This is a genomic window from Pseudomonas sp. BYT-1 (assembly GCF_023611805.1).
Taxonomy (GTDB): Bacteria; Pseudomonadota; Gammaproteobacteria; order Pseudomonadales; family Pseudomonadaceae; genus Aquipseudomonas; species Aquipseudomonas guariconensis.
This window is the reverse complement of record NZ_CP072559.1, coordinates 1,377,878-1,400,551: the sequence shown is the minus strand read 5'-3', so window position 1 is coordinate 1,400,551 and position 22,674 is coordinate 1,377,878. Positions and strand designations below refer to the sequence as shown.

General features: G+C 60.2%; 16 protein-coding genes, 1 tRNA gene and 2 pseudogenes. 4 read left to right on the top strand and 15 right to left on the bottom strand.

The genetic code is table 11. The features are described from left to right. Positions 1 to 94 precede the first annotated feature (94 nt). From J5X93_RS06375 to J5X93_RS06360, 4 genes and pseudogenes are all read right to left on the bottom strand, one after another. A pseudogene (locus J5X93_RS06375) lies at positions 95 to 421 on the bottom strand (hemagglutinin repeat-containing protein); the annotation flags it as partial. 134 nt (positions 422 to 555) lie between these two features. Further along, positions 556 to 888 (bottom strand): hypothetical protein, encoded by a 333-nt coding sequence (locus J5X93_RS06370; protein WP_250034564.1) that lies wholly within the window; start codon positions 886 to 888, stop codon positions 556 to 558. Beyond that, on the bottom strand, positions 885 to 1,127 hold the full coding sequence (locus tag J5X93_RS06365; RefSeq protein WP_148921476.1) for a CdiA C-terminal domain-containing protein: 243 nt from the start codon (positions 1,125 to 1,127) through the stop codon (positions 885 to 887). Before J5X93_RS06365 ends, J5X93_RS06370 begins: the two co-directional genes overlap by 4 nt. Before the next feature lie 68 nt (positions 1,128 to 1,195). Continuing rightward, positions 1,196 to 2,346 (bottom strand): IS3 family transposase gene (locus tag J5X93_RS06360; protein WP_088136181.1). Its coding sequence is split into 2 segments (ribosomal slippage): positions 1,196 to 2,103 and positions 2,103 to 2,346, totalling 1,152 coding nucleotides; the frame shifts between segments, so codons are not numbered across the junction. A 71-nt stretch (positions 2,347 to 2,417) separates the two neighbouring features. Between J5X93_RS06360 and J5X93_RS06355 the strand changes: the two genes are divergently transcribed. Then, positions 2,418 to 2,708, top strand: a complete 291-nt coding sequence (locus tag J5X93_RS06355) for a hypothetical protein (protein WP_230387447.1) — start codon at positions 2,418 to 2,420, stop codon at positions 2,706 to 2,708. 39 nt (positions 2,709 to 2,747) lie between these two features. On the opposite strand, the pseudogene J5X93_RS06350 reads toward J5X93_RS06355, so the two are convergent. From J5X93_RS06350 to dapA, 9 genes and pseudogenes are all read right to left on the bottom strand, one after another. After that, a pseudogene (locus tag J5X93_RS06350) lies at positions 2,748 to 2,992 on the bottom strand (CPCC family cysteine-rich protein). Positions 2,993 to 3,480: 488 nt separating this feature from the next. Continuing rightward, complete coding sequence (locus J5X93_RS06345) at positions 3,481 to 3,879, bottom strand: hypothetical protein (protein ID WP_043214263.1); 399 nt, start codon at positions 3,877 to 3,879, stop codon at positions 3,481 to 3,483. Beyond that, positions 3,879 to 12,731, bottom strand: a complete 8,853-nt coding sequence (locus J5X93_RS06340) for a two-partner secretion domain-containing protein (RefSeq protein WP_182941598.1) — start codon at positions 12,729 to 12,731, stop codon at positions 3,879 to 3,881. The genes J5X93_RS06345 and J5X93_RS06340 overlap by 1 nt, the downstream gene beginning before the upstream one ends. A gap of 22 nt (positions 12,732 to 12,753) precedes the next feature. Then, on the bottom strand, positions 12,754 to 14,457 hold the full coding sequence (locus J5X93_RS06335) for a ShlB/FhaC/HecB family hemolysin secretion/activation protein (protein ID WP_102082627.1): 1,704 nt from the start codon (positions 14,455 to 14,457) through the stop codon (positions 12,754 to 12,756). A 249-nt stretch (positions 14,458 to 14,706) separates the two neighbouring features. Further along, a tRNA-Ser gene (locus J5X93_RS06330) sits at positions 14,707 to 14,796 on the bottom strand. Between the two features lie 92 nt (positions 14,797 to 14,888). Continuing rightward, a complete protein-coding gene (purC, locus tag J5X93_RS06325) occupies positions 14,889 to 15,599 on the bottom strand; it encodes a phosphoribosylaminoimidazolesuccinocarboxamide synthase (RefSeq protein WP_043213139.1) in 711 nt (236 codons plus the stop codon). A 29-nt stretch (positions 15,600 to 15,628) separates the two neighbouring features. Beyond that, entirely contained in the window at positions 15,629 to 16,387 is a 759-nt protein-coding gene (locus tag J5X93_RS06320; protein WP_043213137.1) for an MBL fold metallo-hydrolase, read from the bottom strand. Next, the gene (bamC, locus tag J5X93_RS06315; RefSeq protein ID WP_043213134.1) at positions 16,388 to 17,503 is read right to left on the bottom strand and encodes an NlpB/DapX family lipoprotein; all 1,116 of its coding nucleotides are present in this window, start codon (positions 17,501 to 17,503) and stop codon (positions 16,388 to 16,390) included. It abuts the gene before it with no gap. A gap of 17 nt (positions 17,504 to 17,520) precedes the next feature. Continuing rightward, positions 17,521 to 18,408, bottom strand: a complete 888-nt coding sequence (dapA, locus tag J5X93_RS06310) for a 4-hydroxy-tetrahydrodipicolinate synthase (protein WP_250034562.1) — start codon at positions 18,406 to 18,408, stop codon at positions 17,521 to 17,523. 267 nt (positions 18,409 to 18,675) lie between these two features. Here dapA and J5X93_RS06305 point away from each other — a divergent pair, with 267 nt between their 5' ends. Continuing rightward, positions 18,676 to 19,236, top strand: a complete 561-nt coding sequence (locus J5X93_RS06305) for a glycine cleavage system transcriptional repressor (protein ID WP_043213129.1) — start codon at positions 18,676 to 18,678, stop codon at positions 19,234 to 19,236. An 11-nt stretch (positions 19,237 to 19,247) separates the two neighbouring features. Beyond that, positions 19,248 to 19,721 carry a peroxiredoxin gene (locus J5X93_RS06300; RefSeq protein ID WP_043213128.1) on the top strand — a complete coding sequence of 158 codons (474 nt, stop codon included), beginning with the start codon at positions 19,248 to 19,250 and terminating at the stop codon, positions 19,719 to 19,721. Between the two features lie 47 nt (positions 19,722 to 19,768). Here J5X93_RS06300 and J5X93_RS06295 read toward each other — a convergent pair whose 3' ends face one another. Together J5X93_RS06295 and J5X93_RS06290 are read right to left on the bottom strand one after the other, a co-directional pair. Beyond that, positions 19,769 to 20,839 carry an AI-2E family transporter gene (locus tag J5X93_RS06295; protein ID WP_090346129.1) on the bottom strand — a complete coding sequence of 357 codons (1,071 nt, stop codon included), beginning with the start codon at positions 20,837 to 20,839 and terminating at the stop codon, positions 19,769 to 19,771. A 21-nt stretch (positions 20,840 to 20,860) separates the two neighbouring features. Next, positions 20,861 to 21,100, bottom strand: a complete 240-nt coding sequence (locus J5X93_RS06290) for a sulfurtransferase TusA family protein (RefSeq protein WP_043213126.1) — start codon at positions 21,098 to 21,100, stop codon at positions 20,861 to 20,863. A 117-nt stretch (positions 21,101 to 21,217) separates the two neighbouring features. Between J5X93_RS06290 and J5X93_RS06285 the strand changes: the two genes are divergently transcribed. After that, on the top strand, positions 21,218 to 22,654 hold the full coding sequence (locus J5X93_RS06285) for a M48 family metalloprotease (RefSeq protein WP_043213125.1): 1,437 nt from the start codon (positions 21,218 to 21,220) through the stop codon (positions 22,652 to 22,654). Positions 22,655 to 22,674: the final 20 nt, after the last annotated feature.

Here is a 22,674-nt window from a genome sequence, read left to right as displayed (position 1 = left end):
ATCAACTCCTGCTGAATGGCAGTGATCGCCTCATCATTCGACTGGGAAGCCAGGAGTACTCCAACAGCAGCCCTGACATCCTCATGCCGTAAGCGATGGCCTGGCTCACGCTCTGCTGGTCGATGTGCTTGATGTCGATCTTCAGCCCTTCCACGGCCTTGATCGCGACGTTGCCTTGGGCAATCAGCTGGGTCTGGCGCAGCGTCTCATCGGTTTGGCCCTTGCCTTTGGATGACTGCCAGGCCAGGTTGCCTTTGCTCTTCTCATGGCTCTCTTGGTGCAGGTCTTTCACTGCTTCGAAGGTGACGCTGCCTCCGCTGACGATGGCGATGTCGTTACCGCTGTCGAGTTTGGCGCCCTGGTACTTCTGGTCGCCGCCGCTGCGCAAGGTGATGTCGACGCCCGCGCTGATTTCGCTGCCTCAAACTCAATCTGCACTTCGCTGCAGCACCTCCTCATAACGTCGCCTGATACTCACTACCCCCTGTGCACCATTAGCCCACCATTTCCTTTAAGAAACGAAGCCCATTCTCGTCCCGAATTGCATATACGCTTTCATACTGAAAAGAAAGAATAAATTTGCACGTTTTTTTTCTCAGATAAAAAACTCAAAAAATGCTTAATTTCATTAGCGCTCGCTGCCAAAGAGTCGATTGGACAATGAAATGCACCTCTCACCCCCACATTCCAACTTAAATTCGCCCCTTCAGTTACCACCTCACTTAAACCATCACATTCACAAAATACAAAATATGTATTAGAAATTTCAAAATTCCCTGACACACCGTCACTCTCAGAACAAACATCAGCCCCAAACTCAGATAGCACCTGGGAAATTTCACCCAAAGCAATACCAGACTCTATCTCAAGACTCATAGTTACTGTCATTTCACAACCTCAATCACTTTGAACTCCCCACCCTTCATGAGGTATAATTTTTTCAAACCTTCAACCGGCTTAAGGCTCAAGGCATCTCCCACTTGATTGATAGTCAAAGGAGAGTCAGCCAAGTTAATTACTATGCTACTGGCCTGCTTTTTGACCTTATCACCTATTGTCATCAGCACAGAACCTACACTGCCAGTTCTCGGAGATGCAACATCAGCCAACTCTCCATTGATACGCAAATCCGGGTTGGCTCCTTTTTTACCAGTATTAGCCAGTTGCTCAACGTCATTGAATCGCCCCTGCTTTCCTAGACACTCTCCAAGCTCAGAAAATAGCGTTTCTCATACTCTACTGGCGACAGCTGCATAGCACTGCTGTGTCGACGTTTTGGGTTATAGAACATCTCGATGTAATCGAAAATATCACTTCGGGCTTCGTCACGCGTTGCGTAGATCTTTCGTCGGATTCGCTCCCGCTTCAAAAGCTGGAAAAAGCTCTCGGCTACGGCGTTGTCATGGCAGTTTCCTCGCCGACTCATGCTGCTAATCACGTTGTTTGCCTTCAAGAAGCTTTGCCAATCTGAGCTACTGAATTGACTGCCCTGATCTGAATGAATCATCACTTGCTGCTGTGGCTTGCGGCGCCACACGGCCATCAACATCGCGTCGATCGCCAGGTCGCTGCCCATCCTGGGCTTCATTGACCAGCCAATCACTTGGCGAGAAAACAGATCCAGCACTACTGCCAGGTATAGCCATCCTTCATAGGTGCGGATGTAAGTGATGTCTGTCACCCAGACCTTGTTCGGCTCACTGACCTTGAACTGCCGCGCAAGGTGGTTAGGCGAGGCGACGGTTGGCTTTCCGCCATAAAACCCTGGGCGCCGTCGATAACCCGTTTGTGAACGCAGCCCCTCTGCCTGCATCAAACGTCCGACTCGATTTCGCCCACAGATCTCTCCCAGCTCTCGCAGGTCATCGTGAATCTTGCGATAGCCATACACTCCTCCGCTTTCTAACCAGGCATGCTTGATCAAGCCAAGCAGGCGTTGATCTTCTTTTGCTCGGGCAGATTGAGGCTCGGCCAACCAAGCGTAGTAGCCGCTGGGGTGCACCTTGAGGGTTTGGCAAAGGCGCCGCACGGGGTAATCCGTCGAGTGCTTCTTGATGAAGGCGTACTTCAGCCGCACTCCTTGGCAAAGTACGCGGCGGCCTTCTTTAAGATGTCTCGCTCTTCCGTCACGCGCTTGAGTTCAGCACGCAGCTTGCGCAGTTCGGCTTGCTGGTCATCGTCTTGCTGACGCTGATCTTGGGGTTTGCTGTAGAGCTTGATCCAGGCGTAGAGACTGTGAACGGACATGCCCAAACGCTGGGCAACATCGGCGACAGGCTTGCCTTTCTCGGTCACTTGTTTGACCGCTTCGATCTTGAATTCTTCAGGGTAACGCTGACGACTCATGACACCTCCTATTTGGGCCTCATTATGAGGCTTGGAGGTGTCTACGAAACCAGCGGCGATTCATAAGCGTTATGAACATCGCATTGATGCATGTGGCCATCCCCTTCAAGAGCAACCGGAAAGGTGCCAGCTTCTTCACGTCGAATGACCCGATTCTGGAACCAGACTTAGCCGCTCTACTCGAGGGCAACCTGATCCAGGACGTGCTGGCTCCGTTGGGCGCAGATGGCTGGACGCTGGTCAGCGTACAGCCCGTGTGCCGCGCCGAGATCAAGATCGGCAACCACAATGCCCAAGGCTGGGCCTATGGTTTCCCGATGCCCACAGGATATCTCCTGTTCCTACAACGAGAGCGACTATGAAGCTATTTATGAGTCATATCCTGTCGCTTTTGCACCGAGTTAGTCCGGAATTTCTTCCACAAATGGCTCACGGACAGAGTTCAGGAATTTTTTGTCGACAGCGCCGATCGTAACGAAATTAATTCTGGCCTGCTCAAGGCTGACGGAATTCGCCCCCCATCGTAAGTCGGATCACGGAATTGTGCATCGTCATCTTCCCACCCACAAACAGGGCAAATCTCAAAAGTTCCTGGAGGACTCTCATCAAACGTCAAAAATTCACAACAAGGGCAAGGGTGTCTCACTGCTTAATCTCCTATTGCCGATTTCAGTAGTTAATTCCATCAGTAGGAGGAAACATCGTTCTAGGTGCACCATCTTGCTGTAACACACCAAATGTACTTGTACCTGGGTCATATCTAAGTGTGTCCCCTCGTGCATTGGTCTTTGCCGTGCTGGTGATGTTTTGCAGCGCCTGATTGACCGCGAATCGACTGATGTCGCCCACCGTATTCAAACGGTGTGGCGATCTTGCCAGTCATTCGCGATGTGGGTAGTACCGTCAACAACTATATGGATGGCCAGTACCATCGCCTAGGCGGCGCTGCATGACGTCCGCCGAGCAGGCCGAGCATGTAGTCGCTGTTGAGGAAGCCTTTGAGGCTGCCCCAATTGAATTGGGTTGACCAATCTGCAAAACACCTGAGCGCGCCTTATAGATTGGTCGAACATAATATTTTTAAAGAGCGGTGGATAAGCAAAGCGTTATCTACCCTACATCCAGGCTACTCGCTCAATTAGACAGGGACTTCCTTGAGTATCGTTCTTCTAATATTTCAGCAGACCTTAGAACACTCTCCCCCTCATCAGGAAAGAAAGCAGAGTAAACATCAGCTGCAACTTTCATCAGAAGAACGTAGTCAGGCACTGGGATACTTGAAGTTTCCACTTCACCCAAAAAGAAACTGACCTCATTGAAGTCTTCCGGGTCGTCCCAGTCCTGATCAAGTGAGTAGAAAAAACCCTCACTTACAGAGAAGCCAACTCCCCGCGAAGCGTCATAGATAAACGCAGGAAAATTAGTTCGCCCTCTCACTATAGATGCCTCTATCAGCTCATAAAGGTCCTCATAATCCAGGCCAGTTGAAGCAAATGATTCCTTGAGGCTTTCAAGCCAAGCCAAGCCAGCCATCAGTTCGTCCTCGGCGGCATAGTAATGAAGGAGTTTGTTATTTCTCCAGTTTTGCTATTACGTATCACCTGGAAGTAATAGCCGTCAACCTTAATACTAGCCTCTCTCAACGCCGGACTGGTTTTGAAGAAAGCCTCGGCCTGAACTGCCGCGCGACTAGACATATCAGCCACCTTGCTATCCGGCAGCACCTTTGGATCGTATGTCGTTTTCGTGGATGTAGGCTTATACCCACCAATCAATTCGCCCTTAGTGTTGGTTCTAGGCAACTGATAGCGGTACTCAACAAGACCTGGAAAGCGGGCGTCCGTGATTTTGTTGGAGATTTTCGCGCCGGTTATTTCAACCGACTCTAGGAAGGCATCGCTATTATGAGCCCCAGAGATCGTGCCCGCCTTGCTATTTCGCACGCCAATCTGAGTGTTGTGACTGAGAACTGACTCGCCAAAGTTCTTCGGAAGTGTGGAAGCTGCTTGACCTCCTGTCGTGGCAGTTCCTTTTGCACCCGCAACCCGCTCAGCCTTAACCGCCGCCCAGTACTCATATGCCTTGTTTACATTAGACGAAGCCCCAGGTACAGCCCCTGCTCCCGGACGGCTACCACCCGCCCCCGCCATCCCGGCAATGCCGCCAATGACGATAGCACCGAAGCCATACACTTCATCCAAGGAATCCAAAGCTTTGAAGCTTCGATCAAGCAGCTCGAACTTGATGTTCTCACACGTGGGCGTCGTGCACTGTAGCGTTCCGAGCGCGGCCAGCCCGCCTTGGATCTGGGTCATCAGGTCCTTCGCGCGTACCGGCCCCATGGTTTTCAGCGCGTCATCAAGGTTCTCCAGACTCTCCTTGTTGTAGCCGCTGCCAATCCACATGTCCCGTTCACAGCTTGGTTTACCCTTGCAACTGTGAATGTCTTCAACCAGGTCTTCCGCTCGCTCATGATTGAGGAAGTTGTATTGAGTGGCGTTCTTGGCAATCCAGGCACCGGTCTCCATCCCTTTACCATCGGGCTTCACCAACCCTGCCGCCACGAGGCCCACCAACTGCGACGACATGACCAGTAAGGCGTCCCTGTTCTTGGGACTCAACCGTGTAACGGCTTGCCTCAACTCGGTCGCCAACGCTTCGTTGGCACCAGCGGCAATGGCGCCACTGGCGAAGTCCTTGCCCGCGGCCTCGGCCACCAGCCCACCTACCAGCGCGTGCGCCGCAATCTTCTGCGCACTGCCATTTTCCAGGTGCAGATTACCCACAGCATTGAACGCAGCGGCGGCTAGCGTGTTGTACAGCGAGTCTTTTAACGCGCTACCGAAACTTCCTCCCTGCCCCAATGCTTGGCTCAAAGCCGTGCTGGTGATGTTTTGCAGCGCCTGATTGGCGGCAAATCGGCTGATGCCCTCAACCGTATTCAACGGCGCAACGACCTTGCCAGTCACCGATTGTGTTTCGGTGCCCGTCAACTTATCGAAATAACCTGCGCTCAGCCCACCCACGATGCTGGCAATGGCTATTTGCTTGAGGCTGTCGCTGCTGAAGCTATCCTGCAGTACCTTACCCAGGTCACCCTTGTTGTTGATCAGGCTGACCGCGGCAGTGCTGGACAGGCTCCCTGCCGCACCAACACCCGCCCCAAACGTTACCGTAGCCGTTCCCACTCCCGCGCTACCGAGCGCACCGGCGGCAGCCAGCCCGCCAATCGCGGCTGCCGCAATCGCAATGGCAATCTGTGTGGCCGGCCCCATGCCCGAGTTGCTGTACTTCCAACTGTCATGGATCTCCCGCACCTGCCGCCAATCCACATCCCCGCGCTTTTCCGCCTCCTTCAGCCACGCCAAATTCGGGTCGGCCTTGACCATCGCGTCGATGGCCTGGCTCACGCTTTGCTGGTCGATGTGCTTGATGTCGATCTTCAGCCCTTCCACGGCCTTGATCGCGACGTTGCCTTGGGCAATCAGCTGGGTCTGGCGCAGCGTCTCATCGGTTTGGCCCTTGCCTTTGGATGACTGCCAGGCCAGATCGCCTTTGCTCTTCTCATGGCTCTCCTGGTGCAGGTCTTTCACTGCTTCGAAGGTGACGCTGCCACCACTGACAATGGTGATGTCGTTACCGCTGTCGAGTTTGGCACCTTGGTATTTCTGGTCACCGCCGCTGCGCAAGGTGATGTCGGCGCCCGCGCTGATCTCGCTGCCCACCGCCTTGATGTCGGTGACTTCGTCACGCTGGGTTTTGCTCTGGCCCCAGTTGCCCTTTTCCTTCATGTCGTACAGCGAGTAGTCGCTGTCGTTGGCGGCGAGCAGCTCGATCTTGTCGCCGGCCACCAGGTAGGCTTCATTGCCAGCGCCGATCTTGCTGCTGACGAGGGTGATGTTTTCGCCGGCATTGACCAGCACGTCGCCGCCCGCCTTCAGCTCGGCGGACTGCTGGCGGACCATGTCGTCCTGGCGCTGGATTTCCTTGCCGCCGCCTTTGTAGTCGCTGTTGCTGTGCGTTTCGTTCGCGGCGGCGCTGATCAGCACATCGCGACCGGCGCTGACGGTCAGGTCTCGGCCCGCCTCGACCCGGCTGGCCACGACATTGACGTCACGACCGGCGTTCACTTGCAGGTCCCCGCCCACCTGCACGTCGCTGCCGTGCTGGGTGACCTCGCTGATATTGCCGGTGACCCGACGGCTCTTGAAGTCGGCGCTGTCGACTTCCTGCGCGGACACGATGCTCAGGTCACGCCCAGCCTGCAATGCCGCGTCGCCCCCGGCCTGGATCACGCTGCCGGTGCTGACCAGGTCGCGCCCGGCGATGATGCCCAGCTCACCGCGCGATTCGATGCGTGCGGCGTTGTTGGCAATTTCCTTGTGGATGCGGTCGTTGACGCTGCGGGTATCGACCGAGGTGATGGTGCGCTCGTTGATGACGTCGCCGGTCAGGGCCGAAAGATTGACGTCGCCACCGCTGATGATGCCACCAGCGGCATTGCGGATGCTGTCCATCGCCAGCAGGTCGAGCCGCTTGCTGGCTTCGATCAGGCCAGTGTTGTCGAGGTGGGTGGCCGTGGCCGAGAGGTTGCCACTGGCGCGCAAGGTACCTTGGTTGCTCAGATCGCCGCCGCTGATCAAGGCCACATCATTGCCCATGATCAACGCGCCGTTGGGGGCCAAGCGGCCATCGGCCTGGGCCAGGTAGAGCACCGGCACCAGGACCTTTTCGCCGTTGACCACCGCCTCTTCGAGCCAGACGATGTCGTGGGTCAGTGCGGCGACCTGTTCGGCGGTCAGGCCGACGCCCACCTTCAGCTGAACGCGGTCTTTGTAGGCAATGGCGTTGTCCATCAGGTACTTGAACAGGGCTTCATCGTTGGCTATGCCATCGATGTAACGCTGGCCGGTACGTGCCACCACGGCCTGTTGGATCAGGCGCTGTTCATAGAGGCCATCACCCAGGCGCTTCTGCGCCTTGTCCGGGTCGTAGCCGACCCGGTCGAGCAGATAGTCCGAGCCCAGGAAACGCTTGAGCTTCGTCAGCTCAGGGTTGGTTTCGATCAGGTATTTGTGGCTGTTGTCCGGGGCAGCCGTGTTGGGCACGCCCTGTACACGCGGCACGCTCAAGGTAGAACCGGACACCGCATTGGCGCTTTGCCCGGCGACGATGAGCCCGCCTGTGCCTTGTGCGCTGCCACCGGCACCGCTCTGGCCACTGAGGCGGAACAGGCCGTTTTCACCTTGAGGCAGGGTGAAGCTCGGCAGGCTGATGGGGTTGACCTGGCGCTGTACCAGGTCCGGCGGCAATTGCGAGGTGACTGCGAACTGGCCGGTAGTCGCACCGTTGGCCGTGTTGACGTTGCGCTTGCTGATGGGCTGGGAGCCGGCATTGCGACGCACCACACTGTTGTCGAACTGGTCGCTGGCATTGATGTTGACGTTGCCGGCGGCCTGAAGCACGGCGTTGGCGACTGGTGTGCCCGACACTTGTACTTCTGCCGTTGCAAGGCCATGGAAGTTATGCGCGGGGTAACCGCCGGACTCGAAGACCTGCTGACGCGTCAAGGCACCAGGGTTGTAGTCCGGCGAGGCGGGATCGTTGTAGCGGTTGTACAGGTCCTTGTTGGCCCTGAATGTCCAGTAATAGGAATCGGTGCGGGTATAGAAAGACCCGTCCAGGTGCTTCTCGACGCCTCCCGCCGCTCCTTGGTTACGGAAGGTGGCAGCATGGATATCGATGTTGCCGCCCGACGCGATGCTGCTGTAGAGGTTATCGAACGCGCCACCGCGGAACCGGAAGTCACCACCGGCGGTGATGCTCGCCTGGGGTGAATCGTGCGTGACGACGTCCTCGTAGCGCTCCCAGGACTGGAACTTGAACTCACAGCCCTTACCGTCGCAGACGTCGTCAGCGAACATTCGGATGTTGCCGGCGACCAACTGCTGGCCGATCTGGAAATCGTCGTCACGGCGATTGTCGAAGTCCTGCACCAACAGCGTCATGGCGCCGGCGCTTTCGAAACTGCCGGAAACGTTCTGGACGCTGCTCGCCCAGCCTTGCTGGTCATTGGCGGCGATATGCAGACTGCCCAGGCTGTAGACATCGGCATAGCGGTTGTTGAAGTTCCCGACGCGCAACTGCATGTCGCCGCCGCTGAAGATCAATCCGTTTTCGTTGAGCAGGGTCGCGGCGGTCAGGTGCAGATCATCCGCACTGCCCAACGTGCCGTAGTTGTTCAGCGTGGCGGCGCTGACACGCAGGTCTTGGGTCGACGTCAACCGCCCTCTGTTTTCGACCAGGCCGGTGCTGGTAACGCTGGTGGTGCCTCCCCCGATAATGCTGCCTGCCTGGCCAAGCGTGATGGAACCGGTGCGCAACGTGAGGTTGCCCACGCTGCTCAGGCGTGCGCTGCTCCCGTAGTTACCCGTCAAGGTGAGGTCGAGGCTGCCATCGCTGGCAATCAGCCCGCTGTTGCTCCAGTTGCCGCCGCTGCCGGTCAAGCGCTGCACTGCGAGCAACTGACCATTGGCGCCCTGATTGAGTTGGCCAATCGTCAGGTTGAGATTACGCGCCTGGATGATGGCGTTGTTGGTCCAGGCGGAAGCTTGATAACTGAGGTCGCCATTGGTCGTGAAGCTGCCCCCGGCCAGGCCGGCCTGGGCCAGGTTGATGCCGAAATTGCCGGTGCCGACATGCAGCACGGTACCCGCAGTGTTCTGCAAAGTGCCTGCGCGAAGGTCGAGGTTTTGGGCCGCCGTCTCGATTCGACCGAGTCGGTTGTTCAACAGACCGGATGCAGCTAAAAGCGTGGTACCTGTCTGGCCCAGCGCGCGAATGGCGCCGGAGGTGTTGTCGATACTGGCAGCTGACAACGTCACCGGCCCGCTGCTTTCGATCAAACCGTATTGGTTGCTCAAGGCGCCTTGCAGGCTGAAGTCGATACTCGCGGCACCGACCTTGCCGCCCAGGCCGGCACTGCTGCCCTGGTTCAACAGTTGATTGGCGCGTACGTGCAGCAGCTCGCTGGCATACAGCCCACCGCCACGGTTATCGAGTTCGCCGGTAACGATGCGGCTTTCACCGTCGATCGCCGAGAGGTGGCCTTTGCGGTTATCGATGGCCGCCGTCGCTTGCACATCGAGCGATTGCGCCTGGGTCGTGCCTGCGTTGTTGCCGAACCAGTCGGTGACCAGTTTCAGCCAGCCCGCACTGCTGAGAACACCGCCGCTGCCGTTGTCCAACCGGGTGCTTTGCAAATCCAGATTGCCGGCCTGGCTGGTGATGTGCCCGCCCTGGTTGTTGGCCACCTCCTGGATGCGCAAGGTCGTGTCGAGCTGCCCTCGCAGGGTGCCGTCGACGTTGTCCAGGTCAGAAGCCGCGATCTCCAGCGTTCCCGCCTTGCTGTAGATCAGGCCACCCTGACGGTTGACCAGGGCCTCGGTCAGCGTCAGGTCTAGTGCATCCTGACTGGCGATGGTGCCAGTTGCACTGTTGTCGAAGCGCCCGGCGAGGATGTGAAGCAGCCCTTGGCTGACCAGTTGCCCACCACGGTTGTCGACGGACCTGGCAGTCAGATCCAGCGGTCCGGCGCTGGCCAATGTGCTGCCCGCCCCGATGTTGAGTAGCGCACCGAGCAAGCCAAGGCGCAAATCACCATCACTGACCAGGCGGCCACCGCTGTTGTCGAGGCTGGCGGTGTCGAGCTTGACCCCGTTCGCGGTGATCTGCCCGCCGCGGTTATCCCAGGCCTTGCCACTGCCGACCAGGGTGCCGTGGGCGCTGAGCAGCCCGCCACTGCGGTTGTCAAGATTACCGGCCAGCTTCAGGCCAAGATTGCCCTGAGTTGAGAGGATGCCACTGGTGTTATTCAGGCTTGCGGCGTCGAGCGTGATATCGCCCCGGCTGACCAGCGCACCCTTGCCATGGTTGTCCAGCGCACCGCTCAACGTCAGGCCAAGTGCACCCTCGCGGCTGGAAAGCGTGCCGCCTGCGCTGTTGTCCAGGCTGACGCCTTCGACGGTCAGCCCCTGCCAGCCAGACATCAACCCTTGGTTGGCATTGCGCAAGGTGGCCGCCTGCAGGCCGAGCTGGCCTGCGCTGATGATCCGCCCTTGATCGCCGTTCTCGAGCGTGCCGCGGGCGACGAGGTCAAAGCTTTGCTTGCTGGAAACCTCGCCACCCCGGTTGTCGAAGTTACCCAGCCCTTTGATCTGCAGCAGGCCGCCTGCGCTGAGCAAGCTGGCGCGATTGTCGAAATCGCCCGGCTGAGCGCCCGTCCCCAGTTCGATCAGGACGTTGCCTTCACCAATCAGTCGCGCCTGTTGCTGAACCAGGCGGGCAACCGTCAACTGCAGGTTCTGCTTGGCAGAGACCTCACCACCGCCTAGGGATTCGAACTGCCCGGCCCGAAGCGTGAGTGCGCCCTGACTGGTGATCAGACCGCCGGATGTGCCACTGGCGTTGCTGCCATTGAGGACATTGCCGGTGGTCAGGTCGAGCCCCTGGCCGGCGCTGATCACACCGTCGCGGTTGTCGAGATTGCCCGAGGTGCCCGTCAGTCGCCCTTGGGCGATCAGGCGTCCATCGCGGTTGTCGGTCGCGCCGAGGGCAAGGGTTAGGTTGCCGTCGCTGGCAAGGCTGCCACCCTGACTGTTGTTCAACGCGCCAAGGTCGAGCTGCACGTCACCCAGGCTGCTGATCACGCCGAGGGCACTGTTGTTCAGGTGTGTGCCAGAGATGCTGACGCCGGCATCGCCGACCATCAGGCCACCGCGATTGTCCAGGCTGGGGCCCTGCACCTCGAGCGTGCCCTTGGCCGAAAGCAGGCCGTCTGCCTGGTTATCGAGCGTCTGTTTCACGCGCGCCTGAAGGGTGCCGTTACTGACGAGGTTGCCCTTGCCACTGTTGTCCAGCCGCTCAAGTTCGAACGTCAGCGACTGCTCGGCCGAGAACAAACCAAGCTGATTGATCACCTCGCCGCCCGCTACATTCACGCGATTGGCGATGGCCTTGCCCTCGCGGTTATCCAGCCGCGTGGCGCTGATACCGAGCTGAGCGTCTGCGACAAGGCGGCCCTTGCGGTTATCGAGCGTTCTGGCTGTTAGCTGGGCATCGGCCCCTTTGAGCGTGCCGCCCTGGTTGTCCAGGGTGCCTGCCTTCACCTGCAGGTTGCGGCTGGCCACCACACTGGCGCTGTTGCGCAGATCCTGCGCCGTCAGCGTTACATCGCCCTGGGTGTTGCGACTGTTGTCTGCATTGACCCCAGCCTCGACGATACCGCTGTTAACGAGCTGCGCGCCGCTGAGCTGGACATGCCGCCCGGCTGCCACGCTCTGGTTGTTGCTCAATTGGCCGCGAGCGCTCAGCTCAGCGGTACCAGCGGCATACACAGGGCCATCGACGGTGACCTGCTGAGCCTTGGCGCGCAGATCGCCTGCGCCGCTGACCTGAGCCATGCGCAATTGCCCATTGGCGTCCAGCTGGATATCGCCACCGCTGGCGATCAGCTTGCCATCAAGCTTTACACCCACTCCAGCTTCTGTACCCACCAGCTTGATCGACCCGGCGTACATGCCGCCCAACGCCGAAGAGTCGATGGCCAGCTCTGGTTTGGCGCTGCCGTTGTCAGTGCGAGCAGTGGCAGCCAGTGTGCGGGCGTCGACATCGTTGCGCCCGGCGACGATGGTCAGCTCGCGGGCCTGGATCTGGGCGTTGATCTTCGCGCTGCGGGTGATGATCTCGAAGCTATCGACGTTGGTGGCGTTGAGCCCCGCCCCTTCGATGATTACTTGGCCTTGGTCGACCTGGTGACGGGCCAACTGGCCATTCTCGATCACCGGTCGCCCCGTGCTCAGCGTGGCCCGGGGCGTGTTGATGAAGCCGCAACCGTCACAGGTGATGCCGTGGGGGTTGGCGACGATGACGTGTGCCCGTTGCCCTGCAACTTCGGTGTAGCCGCGCAACTGGCTGGGGTTGGTACCGTTGACTTCGTTGAGGATGGTAGTAGCGGCGCTGCCCTTCAGATTGGGATTGCCGAGGACGATGCCACCCAACTGGGTCGCCTGGGTCCGCCCGGTGGCATTGTTGAGGATGACGCCCTGCTTACCGACGTTGTAATCACTGAAGCGGTTGTGCGAGAGCCCGCTGCCGTTGGGCGCGGCGATGTTGACGATCGGTACGCCGTTGCCCGCCCGATCAAGGCTCGTCCCCGGCGCACTGACCACGATACCTTCACCCGCCTGGGCCCATAACGGCTGCCAGAAGATGGCATTGGCCAATATGAAGGCCAAGCCACGCTTGGGCAATCCGCAAAAGCGCTCACGGGGTTGAATGCTGGCCGAGCGTTGGCGGGCCAGGAAGGCGAATAGGCGAACGTCCATGTGTGCTCTCGTGAATCAGGTGTCAGATGAACAGGTCCAGGCGCAAATACACCGGGTGTTCCTTGTCGGGCAGCGCATCGGGACGCTCCAGGCTGCGGGCGAAGGTCACGCTCGCCGCGAGGTGCTCACCCCGGGCGAACAACTCCAGCGAGTGGCTGCTGGCACGCCCATGGAAGTCGCCGTTGTAGCGGTCATTGCGGATCACACCCAAGTCGTAACCCAGGCCCATGCCGTACTCGGCGACGATCGGCCGCAAGGAGGGCCAGGTGACCGGTCGACTCCAGCGCAGATCGTTGCGCCAGTAACCACCGCTGTCGCCGGACAGCGACTGGTCCTTGAACCCCCGAATCGAAGCCAAGCCCCCTAAACTGATACGTTGCGAGCTGAACAGCACATCCTCGCTGCGCTGGCCGTTGGCCAGGCTACTGAAGCTCAGGCGCTCGCCTAGCAGCTCGAAGCCTTGGATGAAGCTGAGGGTCGCGCTGTATTTGCGATAACGCGCCACTGGTTCGCCGGGCCGCGGATGACCATTGTCCTGGGCATCGAAAGCACCGATGCCCTGCTGAATACCGAGATCGAAGTTGACGAAAGCCCGACCCAGGCGGCGGCCATGGTTGATGCCGAACTGCGCCTCGCTGAGGCGATTGCTGCTCGCGTTCAGGCGGGTATCTTCGATGTAGTTGTTGGTACGCAGGTGGGCGAGCCCAGCGTTCAAAGCGGTCTTGCTGACTGCGTCGCGGTGCACAACGCGCTCGGCGCGCAGTTGGTGGTTCTGGTTGTCACCGGTCTGCTTGAAGGCAAAGCCGTTGGCCCGCGCTGTCGAGCGGTATTCGCTTTCGCTGTAGCTGTAGCTGAAGTTCCACCAGCCCCATGGCAGGTTGTAGTACAGCACGCGGTTGTTCGACCCTTGCGTGTGGTCGCTGACCACATCATGGCCCCCACGCAGCACCAGTTGGTCGGCCAGGCCAAGCGGGCTGTCCCATTCAAAACCCACATTGGCTTGCTGCTCGCCTGTGCTGCGTTGGCCTTCATTGTTGCGCGACAGCGAGGCACGCCAAGGCTTTTGCGGAGTATTGCGCACCAGCACCCGGCTACCGCCGACCGCTTCGCCTGGGGTCAGCTCCATCTTCGCCTGGTTCGACGGCAAACGATTGAGCTGGTCGACCATCTGCTCGATCTCTCGCAGATTGAGCAACTGGCCCGCCGAACCGGGAAAGGCCATGGCCAGCTCACGTTCGGACAGACCACTGCTGTCGTCGGGGCGAAAACTTTCCAGACGCCCTTCCACGACCACCACCTGCAAATGGCCTGACGAAAGATCCTGTTGCGGCAAGTACGCACGACTGGTGACCAAGCCGCGCGCCAAGTACTGGTCGGTGATGGCCTTGAGCAAAGCGTTGAGCTGGGATACGCCCAGGCATTGGCCGATGAAAGGCTTGAGCAGTGCCTGACGGTCACTGGCCGACAGGCTGTCGGCGCCTTTGAGTTCGATGGTGCTGATGTCGAAGCAGCGCACGTCTTCCGGACGCTGGGAGGGTGCGGGCTGGGCAGCCTTACCCGGCAAAGAACGCAGCTCCTCGAGTCGGCGCTGTTGTTCTTCGAGCAGGCGGTTCTGCCGTTCACGGATCAAATCCTGGTCGCCCGGCGAAGCCCACACGGAGCTGACGACACTGCCAAACACGACGCACAAGACAAACCCTTGCGCGGTAAGCTGACCGCACTTCATTGACGCTTCCCTGAGTCATAGAAAATCGGGGAGCGATGTTATTTAGGTGTCACATTAGCGTCAATTTAACACCGCCCTTTTGGCGGTAAGACGGTTCTGAAATTCGGATAAGCGACTACAACGCACCAAGAGCTGGTGCGGATAAATACGGCGCTGCATCCTCCCAGCTACGAAGCAGAGCAAATGCCAAGCATTCGACCGAGAATGCAAAAAGCCCCTGAAACTTTCGTTTCAGGGGCCTTTCATGTATGGCGGAGAGATAGGGATTTGAACCCTAGGTACCCGCGAAGGTACAACGGATTTCGAATCCGTCCCGTTCGACCACTCCGGCATCTCTCCAGTGGCGCGCATCATACCAGCGATTTCGCGAAAGGCAAACCCTTCTTTGAAAAAAATCCGCGTGGTATCAGGCGCTTGCGTGAACGTGTCGCTTAGAGCGGCACGCCCAGACGCTTGGCCACTTCCTCATAGGCTTCGATGACATCACCGAGGCCCTGACGGAAGCGGTCCTTGTCCATTTTCTTGCGGGTTTCCTTGTCCCACAGACGGCAGCCGTCCGGGCTGAACTCGTCGCCCAGGACGATCTGGCCGTGGAAGACACCGAACTCCAGCTTGAAGTCCACCAGCAGCAGGCCGGCGTCATCGAACAGCTTGCTCAGCACTTCGTTGACCTTCAGCGACAGCTGCTTCATGGTCGCCAGTTGCTCGGCGGTGCCCCAGCCGAAGGCGACGACGTGGGATTCGTTGATGAAGGGGTCGCCCTTCTCGTCGTTCTTCAGGAACAGTTCGAAAGTCGACGGCTCCAGCTTGATGCCTTCCTCCACGCCCAGGCGCTTGACCAGGCTGCCGGCGGCATAGTTACGCACCACGCATTCGACCGGGATCATGTCCAGCTTCTTGACCAGGCACTCGTTGTCGCCGAGCAGCTTGTCGAACTGGGTCGGAATGCCGGCTTCTTCCAGCTTTTGCATGATGAAGGCGTTGAACTTGTTGTTCACCATGCCTTTGCGATCGAGCTGTTCGATACGCTTGCCGTCGAACGCCGAAGTGTCGTTACGGAACAGCAGGATCAAGCGGTCGGCGTCGTCGGTCTTGTAAACCGATTTGGCCTTGCCGCGGTAGAGTTCTTCGCGTTTTTCCATGATGGGCTCCGCTTGCTTGAGTGGGTGGGCTAGGCGATTTCGCGCCAGTCGAGCCCATGTTCCTGATTCGCCACCTGGAGCCAGTCCGGGTCGCACCCCAAGGTGTCGACGAAGCACTGGCGGGCCAGTTGTGGCCGGTTATTCTTGCTGCTGAGGTGGGCCAGCACCAGGTGCTGCAGATGTTTCCAGCCCAGCTCGGCCACCAGGCTCGCGGCCTGGTGGTTGTTCAAATGTCCCTGGCTGCCGCCGACCCTGAGCTTCAGGAAGTGCGGGTAGTGCCCGCGCGCCAACATGTCACGACAGTGGTTGGCTTCGATCAGCAGGGCGTCCAGGCCTTGGTAGCGCTCCAACAGATGCATGTCGTAGGAACCAAGGTCCGTGAGCATGCCGAAACGTCGACGCCCATCACTGACCACATACTGCAACGGCTCGAGCGCGTCATGTTCGACCCGCGCCGCGCTCACTTCCAAAGCGCCGATACGCAGGCTGTCGCCACACCGGAGCAGACCACTGGCAGGCACCGGCTTGCGCATGCCACGCAGGGTCCCCTCGCTGAGATAGACCGGTACATTGTAGCGCCGAGCCAGCAACCCCACCCCATGCACATGGTCGGCATGTTCGTGGGTCACCAGCACGGCGCTCAGTTGTGCCGCGGACACCCCGAGCAACGCCAGGCGTCGCTCGGTCTCCCGCAGGGAAAAGCCGCAGTCGACCAGGATGAACGTGTCACCACTGGCGATCAGCGTGCCGTTTCCCTGGCTACCGCTTCCAAGTACCGCGAAACGCACTTAGCCCAGGTGGTCCTGAATCATGCTCAGCACGCGGCGGGCCACATCGGCCGGCGCCACGGTGTTGATGTTCTTCTCGACAGTGACCTGCACGCTTTCGCCAACCTTGCTCAGACGGACCTGATAACGCTCGGCGCGAGCCTCACGCTCTTCCTTGCTCGGCTCGCTGCCGAACAAGCGACCGAAGAAGCCAGGCTGGTCCTGTTTGTCGTCGGGTTTCTCGGACAGGTTGATGTAGTAAAGGCCCAGACTGCGGTTGATGTCCTCGACACGCCATTCGCCCTGCTCCAGGGCGCGGCCCACGCTGGACCAGGCGCGATCCAGATCGGCGCCCAGATAAAGTACTGGGTTGCCGCTGCCGTCTTCGGCCAGGCTGACGCGGCTTGGCGCGTCGAAGTCGCGGGCGGCGAGCAGCGAGACCGAACCGCCCTTCTCGGCGCTGCGGTTCATGCTGGCCAGCATTTCGTCGACCAACAGGGCGTCAGCGCCGGTATTGGTGGAGCTGGAGGGGAAATCAGGTTCGGCGGTGCTGCCGGCCGGACGCTCGACGCTGACGACATACACTTCGGAGGTGTTGCGCTGCACGCCTGGCTCCATGCGCACACGGACACGTACTTCGCTGTCCGGGCTGCTGGAGGAGCTGGCAAGACGTTGACCCAGGGACGCGGAGAGCTCGTCGAAACGCTGCCAGGTGGTGTTGAATTCACCGGTCTGCGGACGCTCCTCGGCGATGCGGAAGCCGTTGTCCTCGAAGAACTGGCGCGCCACCGGCCAGACTTCCGCCGGGGAGCGCTGGGCCAGCACCCAACGGCTGCTGCCGCTGCGCTGCAGGGTGAAATCGCTTGCCTCGGCCGTGGCGGTCAACGGCTGTGGACGGGGCACCTCGAACTCGCCGGTGGCACGATCGTCGGCGACGTTACGCGGGATCGGCAACAGCGGATCCAGGCGCTTGGGGTTGCTGGCGTCCGGCGGCAACTGCATCGGCGCAGTCGGGTGCGCCTGCAGGTAATCGCTGCCGCGGTCGCGGAAATAGCCGTCCTCGCCCCACAGCCAGCCGCAACCGCTGGTGCTGGAAATGATCAGGGCAAGGGTGGAGAGACCAGCCAGTCGCTTCATGCGGGGTACTTCCTCGATTAAACCAGTACGCCGGACTGGCGCAGGGCCGCACGGACTTTTTCGTGGCAGCCTTCGCTCAGCCAGGTGAGCGGCAGGCGGATGCCTTTTTGCATCAGGCCCATTTCCACCAGCGCCCACTTCACCGGAATCGGGTTGGCTTCGCAGAACAGGTCCTTGTGCAGCGGCATGAGTTTTTCGTTGATTGCGCGGGCCTTCTCGGCATTGCCCTCAAGGGCGGCCTCGCACAGATCGGCCATTTCGCGCGGGGCGACGTTGGCAGTGACGGAGATGTTGCCCTTGCCGCCCATCAGGATCAGCTCGACGGCGGTCGGATCGTCGCCGGACAGGACGATGAAGTCCTTGTCGACGCCGTCGAGGATGGCCTTGGCGCGCACCAGGTCGCCGGTGGCTTCCTTGATGCCGATGATGTTCTTGACCTTCGACAGGCGGATGACGGTCTCGGCCTGCATGTCGCAGGAGGTGCGGCCGGGTACGTTGTAGAGGATCTGCGGGATGTCGACGGCTTCGGCGATGTGCTTGAAGTGCTGGTACAGGCCTTCCTGGGTCGGCTTGTTGTAGTACGGCACGACGAGCAGGCAGGCGTCGGCGCCTGCGTTCTTCGCGTTCTGGGTCAGGTGGACGGCTTCGGCAGTGGAGTTGGCGCCGGTACCGGCAATGACTGGGATACGGTGGTTGCTGCGCTTGACGCGTTCGACCACATGCTTGATGACCAGGATGTGCTCCTCGACATCCAGCGTGGCGGACTCACCGGTGGTGCCGACAGCGACGATCGCGTGAGTGCCTTTTTCCAGGTGGAAGTCTACAAGTTTGTCGAGGCTGTCCCAATCAAGACGCCCTTGTGCATCCATGGGAGTGACCAATGCCACCATACTGCCCACAATCATGTAACTGCTCCTGCCGGAAAAAGAGAGCGGTAATGGTACTGGCGCCATCGGCCTTGCACAAGCGAAGCAGGCGGGTGGAGCATTCCCCTTCGCGCTGCTTTTCGCTACCCTTCTCCCTTTGATCGGCACAGCGTGGCCCGCCGGGCCGTCGACAATGCTCCGCGGCTCCGCGCCAGCGTCCACGACCTCGAATGCGAGCCCGGGGCCCTGCCGACAGGAGGCTTATGCCTGTCCTGTGCCGACCGCTCATCGCTTTAGGAATGCTGCATGTCCACCCCCACTGTCCGCGAACAATTCCTTGTCATCAGTGCCTTGGGTCCCAACCCCATGGAGCTGGCCAACGTTCTCAGCCGCGCCGCCTTCGACAATCGCTGCGCGGTGATCACTTCGCGCCTGACCCGCCATGGCGAGACCAGTGCCCTGGTCTTGCAGGTCGGTGGCAGCTGGGATGCCCTGGCGCGCCTGGAGGCGGTACTGCCAGGCTTGGGCAAGAAGCACGGCCTGACCCTCGACGTAGTGCGCAGCGCCGATCAGGAAGTACGCCCCCAAGCCCTGCCCTACGTGGCCTATGTCAGCGCCGCCTATCGCCCGGATATCGTCAGCGAGCTGTGCCAGTTCTTCCTCGATCACCGCGTCGAGCTCGAGAGCATGACCTGCGACACCTACCTGGCCCCGCAGACCGGCAGCAGCATGCTCAATGCCCAGTTCACCGTGATCTTGCCGGCCGGTACCCAGATCAGCTGGTTGCGCGACCAGTTCCTGGACTTCGCCGACGCCCTGAACCTGGATGCGCTGATCGAACCCTGGCGCCCACAGAATCCCATGTAAGGAAGCCCACCATGGCCGTAGCACTCGACCAACCCGTCGCCGATTTCCAGGCCCAGGCCACCAGCGGCCAGTCCGTTAGCCTGGCCGACCTCAAGGGCCAGCAAGTGGTGCTGTATTTCTACCCCAAGGACAGCACCCCGGGCTGCACCACCGAAGGCCAGGGTTTCCGCGACCAGCACGAAGCCTTCCGCGCCGCCAACACAGTGGTGTTCGGCGTCTCCCGCGATGGCATCAAGTCCCACGAGAACTTCAAGGCCAAGCAGGGCTTTCCGTTCGAGCTGATCAGCGACAAGGACGAGGCCCTGTGCCAGCTGTTCGACGTGATCAAGCTCAAGAAGCTGTACGGCAAGGAATACATGGGCGTGGACCGCAGCACCTTCCTGATCGACAAGAACGGCGTGCTACGCCAGGAATGGCGCGCAGTGAAGGTGCCCGGACATGTGGATGCGGTGCTGGCAGCCGCCCAGGCGCTGAACAAGCCCTGATATGAGCGCTCACCTCTTCGCGGCTGAACCCGCGAAGAGGTGAGCAGTTACAATATGGGCGCCACTGAAGGCTCGTGCCTTGGCCAGGCATCGAGCACGGCCTTGAACAGTGTTGCCAGCGGGATCGCGAAGAAGATCCCCCAGAACCCCCACAGCCCGCCAAACAACAGTACTGCGCAGATGATCGCCACCGGGTGCAGGCTGACTGCCTCGGAGAACAGCAGCGGCACCAGCACGTTGCCATCGAGCGCCTGGATGATCGCGTACACCGCCATCAGATAGATGAACTGGTCGCCCCAGCCCCATTGGAACAACGCGATCAAAGTCACCGGCACGGTCACCACCACCGCTCCCACATAGGGCACCACCACCGACAACCCCACCAGCAAGGCCAGCAGCGCCGCATAGTTGAGCCCCAGGCTAATGAAGGCGATATACGTGGCAATGCCGCAGATCAGGATCTCGATACCTTTGCCGCGGATATAATTGGCGATCTGCCGGTTCATTTCATCGCCTACACGATTGAGCAGCGTACGCTGACGTGGCAGGTAGCCACCAACCCAATGGGCGATCAGCTCACGATCCTTGAGGAAGAAGAACACCAGGATCGGCACCAGCACCAGGTAGATCATCGCATTGACCAACAGCGGCAGGCTGGACAGGGAGAACGTCAGCGCCCACTGGCCGAACTTGCCGATCTCACCACGCACCGACTCGATGGCGCGCAGCACTTGTTCATCGGAGACCAGGTGCGGATAACGCTCTGGCAGCAACAGCAGCAGCGACTGCCACTTACCCAGCATGCCCGGCAGCTCGTTGAACAGCGTGATCAACTGGTGCCAGAGCAACGGAACCAGCACCAGCAGGAACACCGCCAGTGCCCCCATGAACAACGCGAACACCAGCCACACCGCCAGCCGGGTGGGAACGTGCAAACGCTCCAAGGCATTGACCAGGCCCTGCATGAGAAACGCCAGGACCATCCCGGCCAGCACCGGTGCGAGCATGCCGCCCAGGGTCAGCACTGCAGTGAAAGCCAGGAACAGCAGCACTGCCAACACCACCGCCTCCTCATCGGAGAAGTAGCGCTGCATCCAGTCTCGAAGCACTTTGAACATTAATGATCCTTGGGATAAGACTCAGGCCTTGCGCAGCCAGTAGGTGTAGACACCGGCCTCGGCGGTTTCACGAAGCAGCGTATGACCGGCGAGCTGGGCAAAAGTGCGGAAGTCGCGCTGGGAGCCGGCGTCGGTGGCGATCACCTTCAGTACCGCGCCGCTGGCCAGCCGATTGAGCTCCATCTTTGCCTTGAGCAAAGGCAAGGGGCAATTGAGCCCACTGGCATCGAGTTCGGCATCGCAGGTGGGGGTGTCGATCATCCGGGCATCTCCTGGCGGGGCATCAGCATTGCAGACAAGTTCGCTAGGATAACGCCACTGGTCGCCAACGTGTGAGCCAGCTACAGTAAGGCTCTTTGATCGATGCGAGCTTCATGCATGAATCTACTGCGCCCCACCCTGTTGACGCTGGCCTGCCTGATGGCCCTTCCCGGTCATGCCGACGACCTGCCGTCACTGGGCGACGCCAGTTCCGCGATCGTCTCGCCGCAGCAGGAGCACCAACTGGGCCGGGCCTGGCTTAGCCTGCTGCGCGGCCAGGTCAACCAGCTGAACGATCCGCAGCTCAAGGACTACGTCGAGACCAGCGTCTACAAGCTGGCCGAAACCAGCCAACTGCAGGACCGCCGCCTGGAGTTCATCCTCATCGACAGCCGTGAGCTCAACGCTTTCGCCGCCCCCGGCGGGATCGTCGGGGTCAACGGCGGCCTGTTCCTCAACGCCCAGACCGAAGGCGAGTACGCCTCGGTCCTGGCCCACGAACTGGCGCACTTGTCCCAGCGCCACTTCGCCCGGGGCGTCGAGGCTCAGCAGCGCATGCAACTGCCCATGATGGCCGCGCTGCTGGCCGGTATCGTGCTGGCGGCCGGTGGTGGTGGCGACGCCGGCATCGGCGTGATCGCCGGCACCCAGGCCGCAGCGATCCAGGAACAGCGCCGCTTCTCTCGACAGAACGAACAGGAAGCCGACCGCATCGGTATCCTCAACCTGGAAAAAGCCGGTTACGACCCCCGCAACATGCCCAGCATGTTCGAGCGCCTGGCCCGCCAGTATCGCTATGACGCCAAGCCCCCGGAATTCCTGCTCACCCACCCGGTCACCGAATCGCGTATCGCCGACACCCGCAACCGCGCTGAACAAGCGCCCAAAGGCGGGGTCGAGGACAGCGCGCGCTACCAGCTGATCCGCGCCCGCGTCGCGCTGATCTACGAAGGCACACCAGGCCTGGCGGCCAAGCGCTTCCGTGCCCAGCTAGACGAAGACCCCACCCTGGATGCCGCGCGCTATGGCCTGGCCATCGCCCAGATCAAGGGCGGCCAGCTCAACGAAGCGCGGGCCAACCTGCAGCCGCTGCTGGCCAAGGCGCCCAACGACATCACCTACAACTTGGCGCAGATCGACCTGGACATCACCAACAACCGCCTGGCCGACGCCCAACAGCGGGCCGAGCGCCTGCGCGCGCTGTACCCGAGCAGCTACCCGCTACAACAGATACGGGCCGACCTTCTGATCAAGCAGAATCGCCCCGCCGAGGCGGAAAAGGTATTGGATGATCTGATCAAACGCCGACCGGACGATCCGGACGTGTGGTACGACGTCGCCGAGGTGCGCGGATTGTCAGGCAACACTATTGGCCTGCACCGGGCACGTGCCGAGTACTTCACCTTGGTCGGCGACTTCGACCAAGCCATCCAGCAACTGGACTACGCCAAGCGCCGCGCAGGCAGCAATTTCCCACTGGCCTCGCAGATCGATCAGCGCCAGCGGGAAATCATGGAACAGCAACGGATGGTCAAGGAGATGATGGGCCGCTAAGGCCAAGGGGGCGCTTTGCG

Bases quoted from the DNA above. Each gene is read 5' to 3' on its own strand.
- J5X93_RS06370 (WP_250034564.1), bottom strand. From the start codon at position 888: ATGACAGTAACTATGAGTCTTGAGATAGAGTCTGGTATTGCTTTGGGT.
- J5X93_RS06355 (WP_230387447.1), top strand. From the start codon at position 2,418: ATGAACATCGCATTGATGCATGTGGCCATCCCCTTCAAGAGCAACCGG.
- J5X93_RS06345 (WP_043214263.1), bottom strand. From the start codon at position 3,879: ATGGCTGGCTTGGCTTGGCTTGAAAGCCTCAAGGAATCATTTGCTTCA.
- J5X93_RS06340 (WP_182941598.1), bottom strand. From the start codon at position 12,731: ATGGACGTTCGCCTATTCGCCTTCCTGGCCCGCCAACGCTCGGCCAGC.
- J5X93_RS06335 (WP_102082627.1), bottom strand. From the start codon at position 14,457: ATGAAGTGCGGTCAGCTTACCGCGCAAGGGTTTGTCTTGTGCGTCGTG.
- purC (WP_043213139.1), bottom strand. From the start codon at position 15,599: ATGGAAAAACGCGAAGAACTCTACCGCGGCAAGGCCAAATCGGTTTAC.
- bamC (WP_043213134.1), bottom strand. From the start codon at position 17,503: ATGAAGCGACTGGCTGGTCTCTCCACCCTTGCCCTGATCATTTCCAGC.
- dapA (WP_250034562.1), bottom strand. From the start codon at position 18,408: ATGATTGTGGGCAGTATGGTGGCATTGGTCACTCCCATGGATGCACAA.
- J5X93_RS06305 (WP_043213129.1), top strand. From the start codon at position 18,676: ATGTCCACCCCCACTGTCCGCGAACAATTCCTTGTCATCAGTGCCTTG.
- J5X93_RS06300 (WP_043213128.1), top strand. From the start codon at position 19,248: ATGGCCGTAGCACTCGACCAACCCGTCGCCGATTTCCAGGCCCAGGCC.
- J5X93_RS06295 (WP_090346129.1), bottom strand. From the start codon at position 20,839: ATGTTCAAAGTGCTTCGAGACTGGATGCAGCGCTACTTCTCCGATGAG.
- J5X93_RS06290 (WP_043213126.1), bottom strand. From the start codon at position 21,100: ATGATCGACACCCCCACCTGCGATGCCGAACTCGATGCCAGTGGGCTC.
- J5X93_RS06285 (WP_043213125.1), top strand. From the start codon at position 21,218: ATGAATCTACTGCGCCCCACCCTGTTGACGCTGGCCTGCCTGATGGCC.